Genomic DNA, 17,151 nt, shown 5'->3' with positions numbered 1-17,151 from the left:
CGTTTAGATAGAAAAAGGGCTTCTGCAGTGTGCGGAAGCCCTTTTTCTTGTCTTGCTGGCTTTGAACACCTCCCCATCTTGGGCGCAATTCAAGGTCCTCTAGTAATTTTTTGAACCATGTAGAGACGCATATTTGCGTCTCTACATGGTTCAAAAGCCCTTGTGTCACGCCGGAATGAGCTATGTAGACAGCTTGTATGGGGTGATAAGGTCCTTTGTCGCCGCTTGATGCGTGGAATGCGCAGGATAACAAGGTGGTTTTGATACGCTTGCTACCTCGCCGCCTACTTCCAGCCGCCGCCCAGGGCTCGGTACACGTTTACGGAGGCGTTGAGCTGCTGCATTCGGGTTTCGATGAGGTTGAACTTGGATTCCAGGGCGTCGCGCTGGGTGAAGAGCACTTCGGTGTAATCGGCGCGGGCGGAGCGGAACAGGCTGTTGGAGATGGTGACGGACTGGTTCAGGGCCTGCACTTGCTTGGTTTTTTCGTCGTAGCTCTGCTGCAGGTTGTTGATGCTGGCGAGCTGGTTGGCCACTTCTACGTAGGCGTTCAGGATTGTGCGCTCATAGTTGTAGGCGGCCTGAATCTGCACGGCGTTGGCGTTGCCGTACACGGCCTTGATGCCGTTGCGGTTCACCAATGGCGCCACTAAGTCGCCGGCCAGGGAGTACAGCATACTCTCGGGTGTAGTGAACAGCAAACCGGGCTTGAAGGCCCCAAAACCGGCTCCGCCCGTGATGCGCAACGCCGGGTAAAAATTGGCGCGGGCAATCTGAATATCCAGCTTGGCGGCGGCCAGCTGCTGCTCGGCCTGGCGGATATCGGGGCGGTTTTGCAGTAGCTGGGCCGGCACGCCGGCTTGCACCGGCGTAGGCAGCAGCTCATTAAATGCCGCCGAGTTGCGCGTAATCGGCTGGGGGTAGCGGCCGGCCAGGAAGTTGAGGCGGTTTTCGGTTTCGGTGATGCGCTGCTGAATGCCGTACTGCAGGCTGCGGGTGTTATGTAGCTGGGCCTCGAAGCGCTGCACGGCCAGCTCCGTCGTGCGCGCCGACTCCTTCTGCAGCTTCACCAGCTCCAGAGCGTTGGTTTGCAGCCCGATGTTCTGGCGCACGATGGCCAGTTGGTTGTCCAGGGCCAGCAGCTCGTAGTAGGAGGTGGCTATTTCGCTGATCAGGTTGGTTACCGTGAAGTTGCGGCCTTCCACTGTGGCTAGGTAGCGCAGCGCGGCCGACTTGCGGGCGTTGCGCAGCTTGTGCCAGATGTCCACTTCCCAGCTGGCAAACGCCCCGATCTGGTAGTTCTGGAGCGGGTCGGGGTTGCGGTGCTCGGGCTGGATGCGGATGGCTTCCTCGGTGGCACCCTGCAGGGTGTTGCGGCTGGGTCGCTCGGCTTCGGCCTTTACGCCTAGCCCCACGAAGGGCAGGTACTCACCCTTGCGAATCTGAACCTCGTTGCGGGTAATCTGGATTTCCTGCAGCGAGATATTCAGCTCCTGGTTGCGCTGCAGGGCCGTGTCGATGAGGCCGATGAGGTTAGGGTCGGTGAAAAATTGTCGCCACTGGTTGCGGGCCGTGTTGGTGCTGTCCTGGGTGGCGGTGGCGTAGGTGGCGGGCATTGGGCGGCCGGCGGCTTTGGTGGCCAGCTCGGGCGTTTTGCACGCGCCCACCGCCAGCGTCAGCAACGCTGCGCTCAGGCCCCGATAGAGGCGTTTCTTAAGCATGACTGTGGCTCGGAATTTCATCAACTAAAACGTGGGGCTCGAACTCGGTTAGCGGGTGCTCGTTTTCGTCCCCGATGAGCTTGCGGCCGGAGGCCAGCGTGCCAAAAATGTAGTACAGCCCCGGCACGCTGATGACGCCGAACACGGTGCCGAACAGCATGCCGCCCAGGGCCGAGGTGCCGATGGTGCGGTTGCCGATGGCGCCCGCGCCGGTAGCCAGCACCAGCGGAATCAGGCCGGCAATGAAGGCAAAGGAGGTCATCAGGATGGGGCGGAAGCGCACTTTGGCACCTTCAATGGCCGCCTCGCGCACCGTCATGCCTTCCTCGTGCTTCTGCACCGCGAATTCCACAATCAGCACCGCGTTTTTGCCCAGCAAACCCACCAGCATCACCAGGCCCACCTGGGCGTAGATGTTGTTGGCCAAACCGAAGCCCTTGATGAGCAGGAAAGAGCCGAAAATACCGGCCGGCAAGCTCAGAATAACGGCCAGCGGCAGCAGGAAACTCTCGTACTGCGCGGCCAGCACCAGGTACACGAACACAATCACGACCAGGAAGATGTAGATGGCCTCGTTGCCGCGTGATACTTCGTCTTTCGACAAGCCGCCCCAGTCGATGTCGTAGCCGCGGGGTAGGGTTTTGGCCGCCACTTCCTGCACCGCCTTGATGGCCTCGCCCGAGCTGTAGCCGGGGGCCGCGTCGCCGCGGATGGAGGCCGTGGGGTACATGTTGTAGCGGTTGATTTCGTTGGCGCCCTGGCCCTTCACAATTTTCATGAAGGCCGACATCGGCACCATTTCGCCCTTGTCGTTCTTCACCCAGAGGTCCAGAATGTCCTTGGGCAGGCGGCGGTACTCGGGCGAGGCCTGCACGAACACCTTGAAGAAGCGCTGGTACTTGATGAAGCCCAGCTCGTACGTCGAGCCCACCATAATGCTGAGCGTGTTCATGGCGTTGCCGATGCTCACGCCCTTCTGCATGGCCAGCTGGTTGTCAATCTGCAGTTCGTACTGGGGGTAATTGGCCGAGAAGAAGGTGAACAAGCCGGCCAGCTCCTTGCGCTTTTTGAGCTCGTCCATAAACTCCTCGTTCACTTTTTCCAGGGCTTTGTAGTCGCCGGTGGAGGTTTTGTCGAGCAGCTGGAGCTGGAAGCCGCCCGCCGCGCCGTAGCCCGGTACTGCCGGCGGCTCGAAGAATTCGATGGTCGCGCCGGGAATTTCCTTGGCTTTTTCTTCCAGGCTCATCACAATATCGTGCACCGACTGCTTGCGCTTGGCCCAGGGCTTGAGGCTGATGAGCAGGGTGCCGGCGTTGGAGCCGCGGCCCTCGGTCAGCACCTCGTAGCCCGCCAATGACGACACGCTTTCGATGCCGGGCACCTTTTCGGCCAGCTTGGAAAGCTGCTGCGACAACGCGTTGGTGCGCTCCAGCGTGGAGCCGGGCGGCGTCTGAATGATGGCGTAGAGCATGCCCTGGTCCTCGGCCGGAATGAAGCCCGACGGCAGGGTGGAGGAGATGCCGAAAATGCCGAACCCGAAGGCAATCAGAATGGCAAACGTCACCACGCGGCGGTCCACCACCTTCTCCAGCAGGTTGGTGTAGCGGCCGGTCAGGCGCTCGAAGCCCCGGTTAAACCAGTCGATAAAGCGGTTGATGGGGGTTTTCTTGCGGGGCTGGCCGTGGGTGTTCTTCAGAATCATGGCGCAGAGCACCGGCGTCAGCGTCAGGGCCACGATGCCCGAAATGACGATGCTGGAAGCCATGGTGATGGAGAACTGCCGGTAGAAAATGCCCACCGGGCCGCTCATGAAGGCCACCGGCACGAATACGGCCGTCATCAGAATGGTAATGGCCACGATGGCGCCGCTGATTTCGCCCACCACCTCGCGCACCGCCCCGTAGGGCGAGAGGTGCTTTTCCTCCATCTTGGCGTGCACGGCCTCGACGACGACAATGGCGTCATCGACCACAATGCCAATGGCCAGCACCAGGGCAAACAGCGTTATCATGTTGATGGTCATGCCAAACGCCTGCATGGCCATGAACGCGCCCACCAACGACACCGGCACGGCAATAATCGGAATCAGCGTGGAGCGCCAGTCACCCAGAAACAGGAACACCACCAGGGCCACCAGAATAAAGGCGTCGCGCAGGGTGTGAATCACGTTTTCGGTGGAAGCGTCGAGAAAGTTCGACACGTCGTAGCTGATTTTGTAGTCCATGCCGGGGGGCATGGTTTTCTTGAGCTCCTGCAGCTTGTCCTTCACGCTTTTAATCACGTCGAGGGCGTTGGAGCCGTAGGTTTGCTTGAGCATGATGGCCGCCGAGGGGTAGCCGTCGAGGTTGGAGTAGATGTCGTAGAATTCCGAGCCCAGCTCCACGTTGGCCACGTCCTTGAGGCGCAGCGTTTCGCCGTTGGCGTTGGCCTTGATGATGACGTTCTTGTACTCCTCCACGTCGTTGAAGCGACCCTTGTAGGTCAGCACGTACTCCAGCGCCGAGGCCTCCTTGCCGTCGGAGCGGCCGATGCGGCCCGGCGAGCCAATTACGCTCTGGTCGTTGAGGGCTTCCATTACATCATCCACCGACAGGTTGTAGGCCCGCATGCGGTCCGGCTTCAGCCACACGCGCATGGCGTACTGGCGGCTGCCCAGAATGCTGGCCCGGCCCACGCCATCAATGCGCTGGATTTCGGGCAGCATATTCACCCCGGCAAAGTTGAAGAGGTACCGCATGTCGGTATTCTTGTCTTTGCTGTAGAGGTTGACGTACATGAGCATGTTGGGCACCACGCGGTTTACCACCACGCCCTCCCGCTGCACCAGCGTGGGCAAACGGTTGAGCACCTGGGCAATACGCGTGTTTACGTTCACCACGGCCTGCTCGGGGTCGGTACCCAGGTTGAACACAATCTGAATGTTAGCCTCGCCCGCCGATACGGCGTCGGAGGTCATGTACTTCATGCCGGGCACCCCGTTGATGGCCTGTTCCAGCGGAATGAGCACCGACTCAGTGAGCACCTTGGCGCTGGCGCCCGGGTAGGCCGTGCTAACCATCACCATGGGCGGCGAAATTTCGGGAAACTGCGAGGTGGGCAGCGTCTTGATAGCCAGAACGCCCAGGAATAGAATGACCACCGAAATAACGATGGCAAACACGGGTCGGCGAAGGAATCTACTGAACATAGTTTGAGACTATTAGAGTCAGGTAGACGTCATTCCGGGCACAGCGAGGAGTCTCGCATGCGGTTGTTGCGGTGGTAATTAAATACTATGGCAACGTCAGCACGCGAGATGTCTCGCGCTGCTCGACATGACGTTCTTGAGGTCAAGCTTCTATTCCGAGTAAGTTTTCAGGTGCGAAATGACCGACTTGGGCTCCTGGTAGGAGTAGCGGATTTTGTCGCCTTCCTTCACCTTGCGGATGCCTTCCAGCATGATTTTGTCGGTGGCTTTCAGGCCCGCGGAAATGATATAGAGGTCGGGCATTTCTGAGGCCACGGTCACCTCCGTCTGGTGCACTTTCTTCTTGTCGTCCACCACGTACACGAACTTCTTTTCCAGCACCTCGAAGGTGGCTTTCTGCGGAATAATCACGGCGTTTTTGAGCGGCACCGTCATCAGCACCGAGCCGGTTTCGCCGTTGCGCAGCAGGCCCTCGGGGTTGGGAAAAGTGGCCCGGAAGGCAATGTTGCCGGTTTCGTTGTTGAAGTCGGCCTCGATGGTTTGTACCACACCGGAGTGCTTGAACACCTCGTTGTTGGCCATCAGCAGCTTCACTTTCGTCTCGGCTTCGGTGCGGGCGTGGGCTTTGTAGGCGAGGTACTCAGCCTCGGGCACGTTGAAGTACACCCACATCTTGCTGTTGTCGGAAAGCGTGGTCAGCAGGTCGCCCTCATCCACCAGGCTGCCTAGCCGGGCCTGAAAGTGGTCCATCATGCCGCTGAACGGGGCCCGGATGGTGGTAAAATCGAGGTGGGTTTTGGCTAGGCCCACTTCGGCGTTGGCCTTGTCCAGCTTAGCCTGGGCCAGGGCCAGCTCGTTCTTGGAAACCACGTTCTTGTCGGCCAGCTGCTTGGTGTTCTGGTACTCGATGCCCACGTAGTTAGCCTCGGCCTTCGACTTCTGCAGCTCGGCCTTGTACACCATCGGCATGATCTGGAACATGAGCTGCCCTTCCCGCACGGCTTGGCCCTCATCCACGTAAATCTTCTGGAGGTAGCCTTTTTCCAGCGCCCGCACTTCAATGTGCTGGTAGGCGTGAATCTGCGACACGTATTCCTTGGTGATGGTCGTGTCTTTCTGGAGTGGGCTGGTGACGAGAAACTTCACTTTTTCCTCTTTCTCCTTGTGTTCTTTGGAGCAGCTGGTGCCGCCGTACAGTACGCCCACGCTCAGTAGCGTTAGCAGAAACCTTGTTTTCATAACCTTAAACGAGCATTGACCAGCGTTGCGCGACGCCTAAAAACGGGGGTGTTGGAGAGCTGTTAGTAGCTGCAAGCGGCCGGTGTATCAGGCTTGCGTGATACAAAGCACCGGGCCTTACATGAAGTCGGTATGAAGGGATAAAACCAATAGCGTAGGAATACCCGTGGATGGTAGCGGGGCGCCGGGCAACAAAAAAGGCTCCCGCACCATGTGGAAGCCTTTTAGTGTAAGGGAGTTGGAGGGAGTTATATGTCGCCGGAGGGCTCGTCGGCGGCAACTGAATCCAGCAGTTCGCCGGCGCGGGCCGGAGTTTCCAGGGAGTCGGCCGGAACAATATTTTCCTCATCTTCCTCAGCGGAGGTATCCGCAGAATCCACGGCCACGGTATCGGGCTGAATATCGAACAGGGTAGGGGCAGCGGCTTCGGCGTTGTCGTCGAAGGTATCGTCGGACGCCTGGGTGGCCCGAGTGGCAGCGGGCAACACCGGGCGCAACAACGTTGGTAGCTTGGTTACGCCCCACAACCCGGCCCCCAACGCCCCTATCGAAAGTACCACCAGTGCCGCCCGGGCCCACTGCAGCCGCCAAGTTGGGCCTGGGGCCGCAGCCGTTGCTCGGGAACGGGCAGCTGGCGGTGCGGAAACGGGCACCGTGGCCGGCGTTGGAGTAGCCGCAGCTGGTTGCCGTTGGAGTTGCTCCAGTTGGTTTCCTAACTGCTGAATACGAGCATCAAGCGCCTGGTTACGGGCTTCTGCTTCGGTGCGGGAAGCCTGAATAGCCTGTTGCAGCTGCTGTTTTTCCTGCATTTCGGTGTTGAGGCGGGCTTGCAGGTCGGCTACTTCGGCCGTGGACGAGGGCGCCTGAGTAAGCTGCTGGCGGAGTTGGGCAATGCTGGCCGCCTGCTGGGCCTCCCGGGCTTCCATAGCCTGGCGCTGCTGCTGCAACTCCTGCGTTACCTGCTGCCGTAGCTGCTCCAGCCGCTGCTTTTCCTGCTCATTGGCCGCTGAAATTCCGGAAGCCAGCAGCCCTCCGTAGGGCGGGTCCGCGGGAACATCCTCGGCGCCCAGCCAGCCCCAGAGCTGCCGGAGCTTGCCCGCCACAAAGCCGCCGGGCTGGGTTTCGTACGCTTCTTCCGGTACTTCTTCAGGGGTAGTTGGTTGGTAGCCCCGCTGGCGCAGTAACTCGGCCCACTGATGCAGGAAAGTAGGCGGCAGCAGTACCTGGGGTTCTAGCTGCTGCAGGCGCCGGGGGAGTTGGCCCAGGGCGGGTACCAGCTGAAATTGCTCCGTCGCGGGCAGCTGCTGTAAGCCGGCTTCTACATCACCAGCAAAGTGCACCGGCTGCAAGCACACCACCAGCCCTGCCACATCAGAGGAGGCCACGGCCGGAAATTCTGGCTGCTGGCTAAGCCACTCGGCCAAAGCCGCCCGCTGCTGCTGAAACTGCTGCCAGGGCGAGATGCTAGACTCAAACCCCGCCAAAGCCTGCCCGTCAAGCTGCCAGGGTGCTGCCGTGAGAGCCGGGGTGGAAAGCGTGCCGCCGGTTGCCAGCAGTTGCATCACCGTAACGCCTCCCGGCTGCACCAGGGCGAGTATCGGCGCAGCCTCGGGCAACGACAGGTTCACCAGCAACACGCCTTCCGTAGCCGCCCCGGCCAGGGTGGCTTGCAGAGCCTCAGCATGAGCCTCAGCGGCGGCATCCGAAAAAGGGGCGAATAGAATACTATGCAGCATGGCAGCAAGAAACGACGGGAAGTGCGTAAAAGTACGGTCCCGCCGGCGCTTCGGTGTTGGCAATACGCTACCGGGCCGGTAGGGCAGCCAGCAAGGTCTGGGCTTCTTCGCCGGTTTCGTGGTGCTGCGGGGCAATAGCCAGGGCTTCCTCGGCCAACTGCCGCGCCGGGGCCAAACGGTGCGCTTGGTGTTCCAGCCGGGCGCAGAGTAGTAGGCTCTCGTAGCTACGCTCCGCTTGTAGCAGCACTGGCAACACCGCCAGAATTTCCTGTAGGGCCTGTTGCTGCCGCTCTGGGCCCTGCTCCTCCCCAAAGTGGTAGAGGTAGGTGGCCGATTTTCGCAGGGTATACGGGTCAGGAGAAGCAAGCAGACTGTAGCGGCGTGTAGCCTGCGCATACCGCAGCCAGTCGCGCCGACCTTCCCAGAAATTGATGCGAGCAGTATGCCCAGCTTGGGCCGTGTCGGCGAATTGGGTGTGGGCTAGTTCCTGTACTGTCCGGAAGGCCTCGCCCGAAGTTTGTTTTCCGGCATCGAAGGCCCGGGCTGCTAAAATTCTGTAAGCACGCTTCTGCACAACGGCAGCTGGAAAGTAGGGAGCAAAATCAGCTTGGTGCCGGATGATGTACTCGTCGGTTGGGGCGCTGTACTGCTCGAACAGGTAGCGTATGTTTTTCTCGGACTTCAACTGTAGCGCCGATTGGGTGGCCAGGTATTCGGTGAGCACCTGGGCCTGAGGGTTGCGGCGCTGGTTGGATGAGTTCAGGGCTTGGCTGTACCGGTAAAGCAGATCAGGGCTGCGGTTACCGGCCTGGTACTGGCGCTGCAGGGCGTAAAACGCTGTTTGGGGCTGAAAAGCGGCTTGGGCGTCGGCTATAAATGCGGCGGCGGGCTTTTCGCCGGAGCTGCGGTGCAGGGGCTGACCCGCGCTGTCAAAATAGAGGTAGGTGGGAAATCCGTTGATATCGTAGCGGCGGGCAAAGGCAGTATCCACCGTTACATCCACCTTCACTGATACAAACGCAGTATTATAATAGGTGGCTAAGGCCGCGTTGCGCAGCGTGGTTTTTTCCATCTGTTGGCAGAAATGGCAACCAGGGCTGTACGCGTACACAAAAACGGGCCGCTGCAACTGCTGTGCTTTCTGCATTGCCGTCGTCCAAGTGGTAGGTTCAAAAGCTAGAGCTGCCTGCTGGGCCTGGCCTGGGCCAGATAACAGGAGTAGGCACAGCAGCGCAAGTATCGTTTTCATCCAGATAAGTATAGAAATGGTATTCAGCTAGCTACAAGGTAGGTAAGTGAAAGGTAAGGAAAGCGGAGAACTGCCAAAACGGCCGCCGCCGTACTCCGGCCCGAAGTATGCCGTATAGCCCGTTCTATGCCTCGTTCCGACTCGTTTTTCTCCACTATTTCCGCCAAAAAGCCCCGCCCAGACGGCAAGCCCGCCCTTACGGTGCGGGAGCGGTTTTCGGCCCTGCGCAACCTGCCGGCGTTTTTGCGCCTGATCTGGCAAACCAGCCCTGGCCTCACGCTGGGTAACGTGGGGCTACGCCTACTACGGGCGCTTTTGCCGGTGGCCATGCTCTATGTGGGCCAGCTGATTCTGGATGCCGTGGTGCAGTTGAGCCAACTGCCCGCCCCGGAGCGCACTCTCACGCCGGTGCTTAGCCTGGTGGCCCTGGAGTTTGGCTTGGCCATTCTCTCCGATGCCCTGGGCCGGGGCGTGGCTCTGCTCGATTCCTTACTGGGCGACCTGTTCGCCAACCAAAGCTCGGTGCGACTCATGCAGCACGCCGCCGAGCTGGACCTGGACCAGTTCGAGGACAGCAACTTCTACGACAAGCTGGAGCGCGCCCGTCGCCAAACCCTTTCGCGCACGGTGCTCATGGCCCAGGTGCTCAGCCAGGCCCAGGACGTACTTACCATGAGTTTTTTGGCCGTGGGGCTGGTGGCCTTCAACCCCTGGCTATTGCTGCTGCTGTTGGTAGCGGTGGTGCCGGCCTTCCTGGGCGAAAGTCACTTTAATGAGCGGAGCTACTCGCTGGTGCACGGCTGGACGCCCGAGCGGCGGGAGCTGGACTACCTGCGCCAAACCGGCGCTTCGGATGAAACGGCCAAGGAGGTCAAGATTTTTGGCCTTTCTGGCTTCCTAATTGACCGATTTCGGCAGCTCTCTGATGAGTTTTATCAGCAGAACAAGTCTCTGGTGATAAAGCGGGCGGGCTGGGGGACGTTCTTCGCGGCGGTGGGCGCGGCTGGTTATTACGCGGCCTATGTATACATCATCAGTCAGGCGGTATATGGGTGGGTCAGCATTGGGCAGCTCACGTTTCTGGCGGGCTCATTTGCCCGCATGCGGGGGCTGCTGGAAGGCATTTTGAGTCGGTTCAGCTCGGTGGCCGAGGGTGCCCTGTACCTGCAGGATTTCTTTGAATTCTTCCAGCTGCAGCCCCGCATCCGCCGCGACGAATCCAGAACGGTGCGGCCGTTTCCGCGACCCATCCGGCAGGGCTTCACCTTCGAGAATGTGGGCTTCAAATACCGCACGGCCGAAAAATGGGCCCTGCGTAACCTCAACTTCGAGCTGCAAGCCGGTGAAAAGCTGGCATTGGTGGGCGAAAACGGGGCCGGTAAAACTACCCTTGTCAAGCTGCTGGCCCGCCTCTACGACCCCACCGAGGGCCGCATTTTACTGGATGGCCACGACCTGCGCGAGTACGACCCCCAGGAGCTGCGTCAGGAAATTGGGGTGATTTTCCAGGATTTTGTGCGCTTCCAGCTGCCCGCCGGCCAGAACCTGGCTGTGGGCCGCATTGAGGAGAAAGGCAACCAGCCCCGCATCGAGCAGGCCGCCCAGCAAAGCCTGGCCGACTCAGTTATTGCCAAGCTGCCCCAGGGCTACGAGCAGATGATTGGCCGCCGCTTCAACGGGGGCGTGGACCTAAGCGGGGGCGAGTGGCAGAAAATTGCCCTCGGCCGGGCCTACATGCGCGACGCCCAGCTCCTCATCCTCGACGAGCCCACCGCCGCCCTCGATGCCCGCGCTGAGTACGAGGTATTCCAGCGCTTCAAAGAACTGACCCAGGGCAAAACCGCCGTGCTCATCAGCCACCGCTTCAGCACCGTGCGCATGGCCGACCGGATTCTGGTTATCGAAAACGGACAGTTTCAGGAAATAGGCAGCCACGAGGAGCTGCTGGCCCGCGGCGGCCGCTACGCCGAGCTGTTCCGGTTGCAGGCCGCCGGGTATCAGTAGATAAAATATTGTGCAACCTTTTGTACGGCCTCGGCTCTACCTATCGAAACCTTATCAGATGCCAGTATGAAACGATTAGTAAGTGCCGCTCTACTGCTATTTCTCCTGCCTGCCTGTGAATTAATTTTCGGTGATGCTTGTAGCTCTGGGCCAGCTTATTATGATGTCAGTGGTGTTCTGTTGTCGGTAAACCGCTATTCCTACCATCCGCAATATCGCAGCATAGGCGTTTATCTTCAGGTGAGTGAGCGGTATTACAGCCGCAGGACCGGAAGTAGTGGAACGGCCTATGCGTGCAGCCCAACTAATCCGGGCTATAGGGGCACAAAGGAACGGCTAGATTCACTTGTATTTACTAGCCGCTACGATTACGATGTTCAGCATCCCGCCGGAACGCCGTTGAATGATATTTTGAGAAAACAAATTGGAACAAGCGACTCGCTGGTGGCTATGAAATCGGGGGGAATTGAACCGCCGCGTAGCCTTAACTTACGCTTAAGCGTACCGCCCACCCGAACCGGAATTCAGCAGTTTGTGGTGCGCTACCGACAAACAAATGGCGAGATTTATACAGCCGTAACCGATACTGTTAAGGTGTACCGTTAATGTAAGAGGCTGCTTAGGAGGTCAAAGGTCGTCACGTTGAGCATAAGAGAAGCATTTCTACGAATGATTGAAACGAAGCGGTAGAGATGCTTCGGCTGCGCTCAGCAGGACAGTCTGAATTATCCAGTAGACTTTCCAAACAGGTTCAAAGTATAGCTCAATCTGTACATATGGCACTTATGTATCAGTTTTCGCACACGCTACTTCTCAATACCTCCACGGTACCAGACTTAAGTGCGCTGCTGTCTGCTGCCTTGGAAACCACGGCTGCCGAGCTAGCGGATGATGTGCTCTACCAGCAGCAGCGCCAGCCGGTGCAGGTATGGCTGGCGTACGAAGACGACCAACTGGTGGGCTGCAAGCTGGGCTATGAGCGGAAGCCCGGGCACTACTACAGTTGGCTGGGCGGCGTACACCCTGGTTTTCGGGGCCGTGGCATTGCTGCCGAGCTAATGCGGCAACAACATGCTTGGTGCGCGGCCCAAGGGTACCACCGTGTCCGTACGCACACCTACAACCGGTGGCGGGCCATGCTGCTGCTGAATCTGCGGCATGGATTTGATATTATTGGTACCGTGCAAAGCTCCCGCGGCCTGACCATTGTGCTAGAAAAAGAATTGACGGCTGGCGTATAGTCTGTCAAAACCTTTCCCTTTTGCCCTGGCGCCCATATTGCGGCCTGCCGTAGCGTACGGAAAGCTGAGCCAGATACATCCTGCACAAATATTTACGCTGGAAGCCAATCGATTAGCGCTGTGAGTTTCGTATTTTAGTCAGTACGACCCTCTTAATTCCCCAGCGCCTATGAAATGGTATGTTACTCTGTTAGCCGGCGGTAGCCTGGCCCTATCCAGCTGCTTAATGGCGCGGGAAGCTCGCGTCGAGTCCGACTACAGTTACGCCGGGCAATTCCGGCGCTACCGCACCTACGAGTTCATCAGCGGCGACGGCATCAACTCGGATACCAGCCGGCTGGGCTCCACCGTGCGCGACGCCATCCGGAACCGGCTTAAAATCCAGGGCTACCGCACCGCCCGCCGCCGCCCCGATCTGCTGGTCAATTTCCGATTGTTTGAAGGGGATATGCGCTTTCGAGGGTACGCCCAGGAGGATTTCTCGCGCTGGGTAAAAGCGGGTTACTCCGAGGATGAGGAAACACCCAAGGAGGACCGCAAAGGTTACCAGCCGGTGCGCCTGTTGCTCCAGGAAGGTACTCTGCTGGTCACGCTCATTGATAACCGCACCAACCGGGCCGTCTGGAACGGCTACGCCTCGGGCGTGAGCGTCCCCACTGGGCCCCAGGGCGACATTGTGCTCCGCCGCTCCGTGCGCTCCATTTTCGACCAATACCACATCTTCACCGAAGGCTACCTCAGCGGCCAGAATGCGACCAGCGAATCAGAGGAGTAAAGAAAACCCAAGGTACGATGGCGCAACTACCCCGCAGCAACGCTGCGGGGTAGTTGTTTTTACACGGTGTTTCGCTCCCGAATCAATTCAGCGGCAATGCTAATGGCAATTTCCTCGGGCGTACGGCTGTTGATGGGCAAGCCGATGGGCGCGTGTACCCGGGCCAAGGTTTCTTCGGGTACGCCTTCGGCGCGCAGGGTAGCTAGCAGCTCGGTAATTTTGGCTTGACTGCCCATCACGCCCAAGTAGCACACGGGGTGGTGCAGCAAGGCTCGCAGCGCCACCAAGTCGGAGCGGTACCCAAAGGTCATCAGGATAACATACTGGTGCGGGCCAGCCGGAATTTCCTGGGGCAACTGCTCGTAGGCCACGGTGCGCTTGTAGTGCGCGTAGGGGTTGAGCTGGTGCGTGTTCAGATTAGGCCGGTCATCCAGCACGGTCAGGCCGAAGTCAAGGGACGCCAGCACCCTCGACAACGCCAGCGCCACATGCCCGCCGCCCACTAGGGTAACCTGGTCGCGGAATCCTACTTTCTCGGAATACGCCCAGTCAGCGCCCAATTGCAGGGTATAGTGGGGTGCGGCCGGTGCTTGCTGCTCTAGGCACAACCCCGCCGCTGATAGCCACAACCGGCCCGACGCCGACTGCTGCAATAGCTCCGTGATGCGAAGCACGGTGGGCAAGTCGGCGGAGGTCAGCGGGTACACGAGAAGCTGCTGTTCCCCGGAGCAAATCATGCCTGAGCGGTCGGCGGGCGCTTCTCTGCGATGAATCTGGTGGCGCAGCACCGGGGAGAAATTTCCTCCGGCCAGCAGGGTGCGGGCCAGTTCCACAAACTTGTGCTCCATGATGCCGCCCCCGATGGAGCCCGCCATCGAGTCGACCGTCACAACCATCTTAAAACCCTGCCGGCCGGGGCTGCTGCCCGTGCTGGCCAGCACGCACAGCAACGCTACCGGCACCCCTGCCTGCAAGCTGGCGACGGCCAGTTGCCACACTGGCAGGTCGCGCGGGGCGGCGGATAAGGCAGAAGAAGTATTCACGGGCGGAAAGCTACGGGCAGAAGTTCAGCCAGGAAGGCAGGCCGCTTAGGCAGTCAGCCGCTATGCCCGGTTACCAGGTGGAGCTGATGGCGTAATACACTGCCATAAACCCCGAAAACAGCGCGCTGGCCACAAACCGAAAGTCGGCGGAAACCTTGTTTTGAATGAAGTAATTCACCACCAGTGCCAACGGCACATTCAGCAGAAACGAGCGAGTAGCTACCGGTACCAGGGCCAGGGAAATTTCGTTGAACTGGCCGCTGAACAACCGCAGAAACACGTAGTGCCGCACAATCCAGAGCGGGTTAAAGTACACCTGCGACAATGCCGCCCGCAGCCAGCGTCGCCCCAGGCCCCCGTCGGGCCGCTCGGGTACCTGCCGGTCAATCCAGCGGAAAAAGGCGGGCACTTCCCAGGAGTAGAGAATCCCACCCACCAGAGCCATACCCAGCAGCCGGGTCCAGGAAAACTGGTGCAGTAGCAGGGCAGCGGCTGTGTCGCCGGCGGCGTAAATCAGCAGGCCGCGGAGGTGGTTGCGGAAGTTAACGGAGCGGATGAGTTCCAAGCAGTAGGTGGGGTGTTCAGGAAAGAGGGGTGCAAATTTACGAGAACCTTTTCCGGCGTCATAGGCGCGGAGAAAGAAATACCGGAATCCGGGTTGAATGCCCGCACCGCGTCGCGTAACGCGAAGTACGCCCCGATGCCGTACATCAGCGGCGGCTCGCCCACGGCCTTGGAGCGCATCACGGCCCGGGAGTGGCCCGGCGTATCCAGGAAATGCACGTCCAGCACCCTGGGGGCTGAGTACAGATCGGGGATTTTGTAGGCGTTGAGCGAGTTGCTCAGCAGGCGGCCTTCCTCATTGTACACCAACTCCTCCAGCGTCATCCAGCCAATGCCCTGCACCGCCCCGCCCTCAATCTGGCCCCGGTCCACGGCCGGGTTCAGGCTCTGGCCAAAGTCGTGGGCAATCTGCACGGCCTGCACCTCGTAAGTACCCCGGCGGCAATCCACCTGCACGGTGGTCAGGGCCGTGCCGTACACATGGTAGGCGAAGGGGTAGCCCTGGTTGGTGGTGGCGTCGAAATGGAGGTCGGGCGTGGCGTAATGGGCGTTTTCGGAGAGGTTCACGCGCTGCCAGTAGGCTGCCGAAACCAGCTTCTCCCAGGTGGTGTCGGCGGGCTTGCCGGCGGCCAGCACCTGCTCATTTTCAATGTGCAGGCCCTCGTAGTTCATGCTCAGCTCCGTGGAGGCCAGCCGCAGCAGCCGTTCTCGCAGGGCCAGGCAGGCCAGTTCGGTGGCTTTGCCGTTGAGGTCGGCGGTGGCGGAGGCGGCCGAGGGGGAGGTGTTGGCCACGCGGGTGGTGTTGGTGCTTTCCACCTTGATGCGGTTCACGCTGATACCCAGCGTGCGGGCGGCTACCTGGGCAATTTTGGTGTTCACGCCCTGACCCATTTCCACGGCCCCGGTGCTCACGCCCACCGAGCCATCGGTGTAGATGTGCACCAGCGCGCGGGCCTGATTCATGGCCGTTTTGGTAAACGAAATGCCGAAACAGATTGGCATAACGGCCAGCCCCTGCTTCTGCCAGCGGTGGGTGCGGTTGAACTCGTCCACCTCGCGGCGGCGGGCCGGCAGGTCGAACAGCCCGGCGGCCGTGTCCCAGGCCTGCTCGGCGTGGCAGCCCTCGGCCGGTTGGCGGTAGGGAAACAGGTCCCCCTCCCGCAGCAGGTTACGGCGCTGAATTTCGGCGGCGGGCACGCCCAGCCGCTCGGCCGCGCAGGCAATGGCCGACTCAATTACAAACATGCCCTGCGGCCCCCCAAAACCCCGGAAAGCCGTGTTGGGCGGCAGATTGGTGCGGCAGCTGTAGGCCGTGGCCGTCACGTTCGGAATGAAGTAGGTATTGGTGCTATGGAACAACGTGCGCTCCATCACGGCCGGCGACAAATCGGCCGCCGCGCCCCCGTTCTGGTAGAAGGTCACCTCGTAGGCCACAATCTTCAGGTCGGCATCCAGCCCGATTTTAAAATCGGAGGAATAGGGGTGGCGCTTGCCGGTCATGCGCATATCGGCCATGCGGTCCAGTACCAGCTTCACCGGGCGGCGGGCTACGAAGGCCCCCAGAGCGGCCAGGGCACCCCAGGGGGTAGCTTGGTCTTCCTTGCCCCCGAAACCACCACCCAGGCGGGTTACGTCCACTTCTACCTGGTGCATGCCCAGGCCCAGCACGTGGGCCGTGTGGCGCTGCACGGCCGTGGGGCCTTGGGTAGAGGAGATGATGCGTACCCCGCCCATTTCCGTGGGAAAGGCGTACGCGCCCTGCGTTTCAATGTACAAGTGCTCCTGACCACCCGATTCGGCCACGCCCTCAAACACGTGGGCGCACCCGGCCCAGGCTTCCCCGGGGTCACCGATGCGGAAGGTGCGGGGCGGTACCAGCAGCTCGCCCTGGGCCGCGGCCACCCGTGGGTCGGTAATGATGGGCAGCGGAGATACTTCTACCCGCACGTGGGCCAACGCCGCGTGGGCCGCATGTTCTGATTCGGCTAGTACCAGCGCCACCGGTTGCCCGCGGAAATGCACGTGGCCCTCGGCCAGCAGCGGCTCATCGGGTACGATGCCGCCAATCTGATTTTTGCCCGGAATATCCTGGGCCGTGAGAACATGCACCACGCCGGGCAGCGCCAGCGCCGCCGTGGCGTCCACCGTCAGCAGCTTGCCGTGGGCCACCGGCGACTCCACTACGGCCGCGTACAGGGTGCCGTGCTGCACCGGCACATCATCCAGATACTGGGATTCGCCGCGCACGTGGCGGAAGGGGTCGAGGTGATTCACGGGAGCGGTGACTTAATGATTAAGTGAATAAGTGGGGTGGAACAGCGTGTGGTTGTCATTCCGAATAAAGTGAGGAATCTGGGTTTGCCATTTGGTGAGTAACCCAGATTTCTCACTT

At 60.2% G+C, this 17,151-nt stretch carries 12 protein-coding genes; 4 read left to right on the top strand and 8 right to left on the bottom strand.

Annotated elements, in window-relative coordinates:
* Window positions 1-284 precede the first annotated feature (284 nt).
* From ABIB60_RS11470 to ABIB60_RS11450, 5 genes are all read right to left on the bottom strand, one after another.
* Window positions 285-1,721 (bottom strand): TolC family protein, encoded by a 1,437-nt coding sequence (locus tag ABIB60_RS11470; protein WP_354580000.1) that lies wholly within the window; start codon window positions 1,719-1,721, stop codon window positions 285-287.
* On the bottom strand, window positions 1,714-4,908 hold the full coding sequence (locus ABIB60_RS11465; RefSeq protein WP_354579998.1) for an efflux RND transporter permease subunit: 3,195 nt from the start codon (window positions 4,906-4,908) through the stop codon (window positions 1,714-1,716). The genes ABIB60_RS11470 and ABIB60_RS11465 overlap by 8 nt, the downstream gene beginning before the upstream one ends.
* Before the next feature lie 150 nt (window positions 4,909-5,058).
* Window positions 5,059-6,147, bottom strand: coding sequence for an efflux RND transporter periplasmic adaptor subunit (locus ABIB60_RS11460; RefSeq protein ID WP_354579996.1), 1,089 nt, complete (start codon window positions 6,145-6,147; stop codon window positions 5,059-5,061).
* Window positions 6,148-6,395: 248 nt separating this feature from the next.
* A complete protein-coding gene (locus tag ABIB60_RS11455; RefSeq protein WP_354579994.1) occupies window positions 6,396-7,883 on the bottom strand; it encodes a hypothetical protein in 1,488 nt (495 codons plus the stop codon).
* 67 nt (window positions 7,884-7,950) lie between these two features.
* Window positions 7,951-9,030: a thioredoxin family protein gene (locus ABIB60_RS11450; RefSeq protein ID WP_502915124.1), complete on the bottom strand. Its 1,080-nt coding sequence runs from the start codon at window positions 9,028-9,030 to the stop codon at window positions 7,951-7,953.
* A 228-nt stretch (window positions 9,031-9,258) separates the two neighbouring features.
* Between ABIB60_RS11450 and ABIB60_RS11445 the strand changes: the two genes are divergently transcribed.
* The 4 genes from ABIB60_RS11445 to ABIB60_RS11430 all read left to right on the top strand — a co-directional run bounded on the left by ABIB60_RS11445 (window position 9,259) and on the right by ABIB60_RS11430 (window position 13,152).
* Window positions 9,259-11,136 (top strand): ABC transporter ATP-binding protein, encoded by a 1,878-nt coding sequence (locus ABIB60_RS11445; RefSeq protein WP_354579991.1) that lies wholly within the window; start codon window positions 9,259-9,261, stop codon window positions 11,134-11,136.
* A 66-nt stretch (window positions 11,137-11,202) separates the two neighbouring features.
* Entirely contained in the window at window positions 11,203-11,742 is a 540-nt protein-coding gene (locus ABIB60_RS11440; RefSeq protein WP_354579989.1) for a hypothetical protein, read from the top strand.
* Window positions 11,743-11,912: 170 nt separating this feature from the next.
* A complete protein-coding gene (locus tag ABIB60_RS11435; RefSeq protein WP_354579988.1) occupies window positions 11,913-12,377 on the top strand; it encodes a GNAT family N-acetyltransferase in 465 nt (154 codons plus the stop codon).
* Between the two features lie 169 nt (window positions 12,378-12,546).
* Window positions 12,547-13,152, top strand: coding sequence for a DUF4136 domain-containing protein (locus ABIB60_RS11430; RefSeq protein WP_354579987.1), 606 nt, complete (start codon window positions 12,547-12,549; stop codon window positions 13,150-13,152).
* Between the two features lie 59 nt (window positions 13,153-13,211).
* Here ABIB60_RS11430 and ABIB60_RS11425 read toward each other — a convergent pair whose 3' ends face one another.
* The 3 genes from ABIB60_RS11425 to ABIB60_RS11415 form a co-directional block, all read right to left on the bottom strand.
* Window positions 13,212-14,195 (bottom strand): XdhC family protein, encoded by a 984-nt coding sequence (locus ABIB60_RS11425; protein ID WP_354579986.1) that lies wholly within the window; start codon window positions 14,193-14,195, stop codon window positions 13,212-13,214.
* A 70-nt stretch (window positions 14,196-14,265) separates the two neighbouring features.
* Window positions 14,266-14,760 (bottom strand): hypothetical protein, encoded by a 495-nt coding sequence (locus tag ABIB60_RS11420; protein WP_354579985.1) that lies wholly within the window; start codon window positions 14,758-14,760, stop codon window positions 14,266-14,268.
* A complete protein-coding gene (locus ABIB60_RS11415; RefSeq protein ID WP_354579984.1) occupies window positions 14,709-17,033 on the bottom strand; it encodes a xanthine dehydrogenase molybdopterin binding subunit in 2,325 nt (774 codons plus the stop codon). The genes ABIB60_RS11420 and ABIB60_RS11415 overlap by 52 nt, the downstream gene beginning before the upstream one ends.
* Window positions 17,034-17,151 lie beyond the last annotated feature (118 nt).

The organism is Hymenobacter sp. UYP22, assembly GCF_040547285.1.
Taxonomy (GTDB): Bacteria; Bacteroidota; Bacteroidia; order Cytophagales; family Hymenobacteraceae; genus Hymenobacter.
Note: the sequence above shows the minus strand (reverse complement) of the source record. Positions and strands in the feature narration are given on the sequence as shown.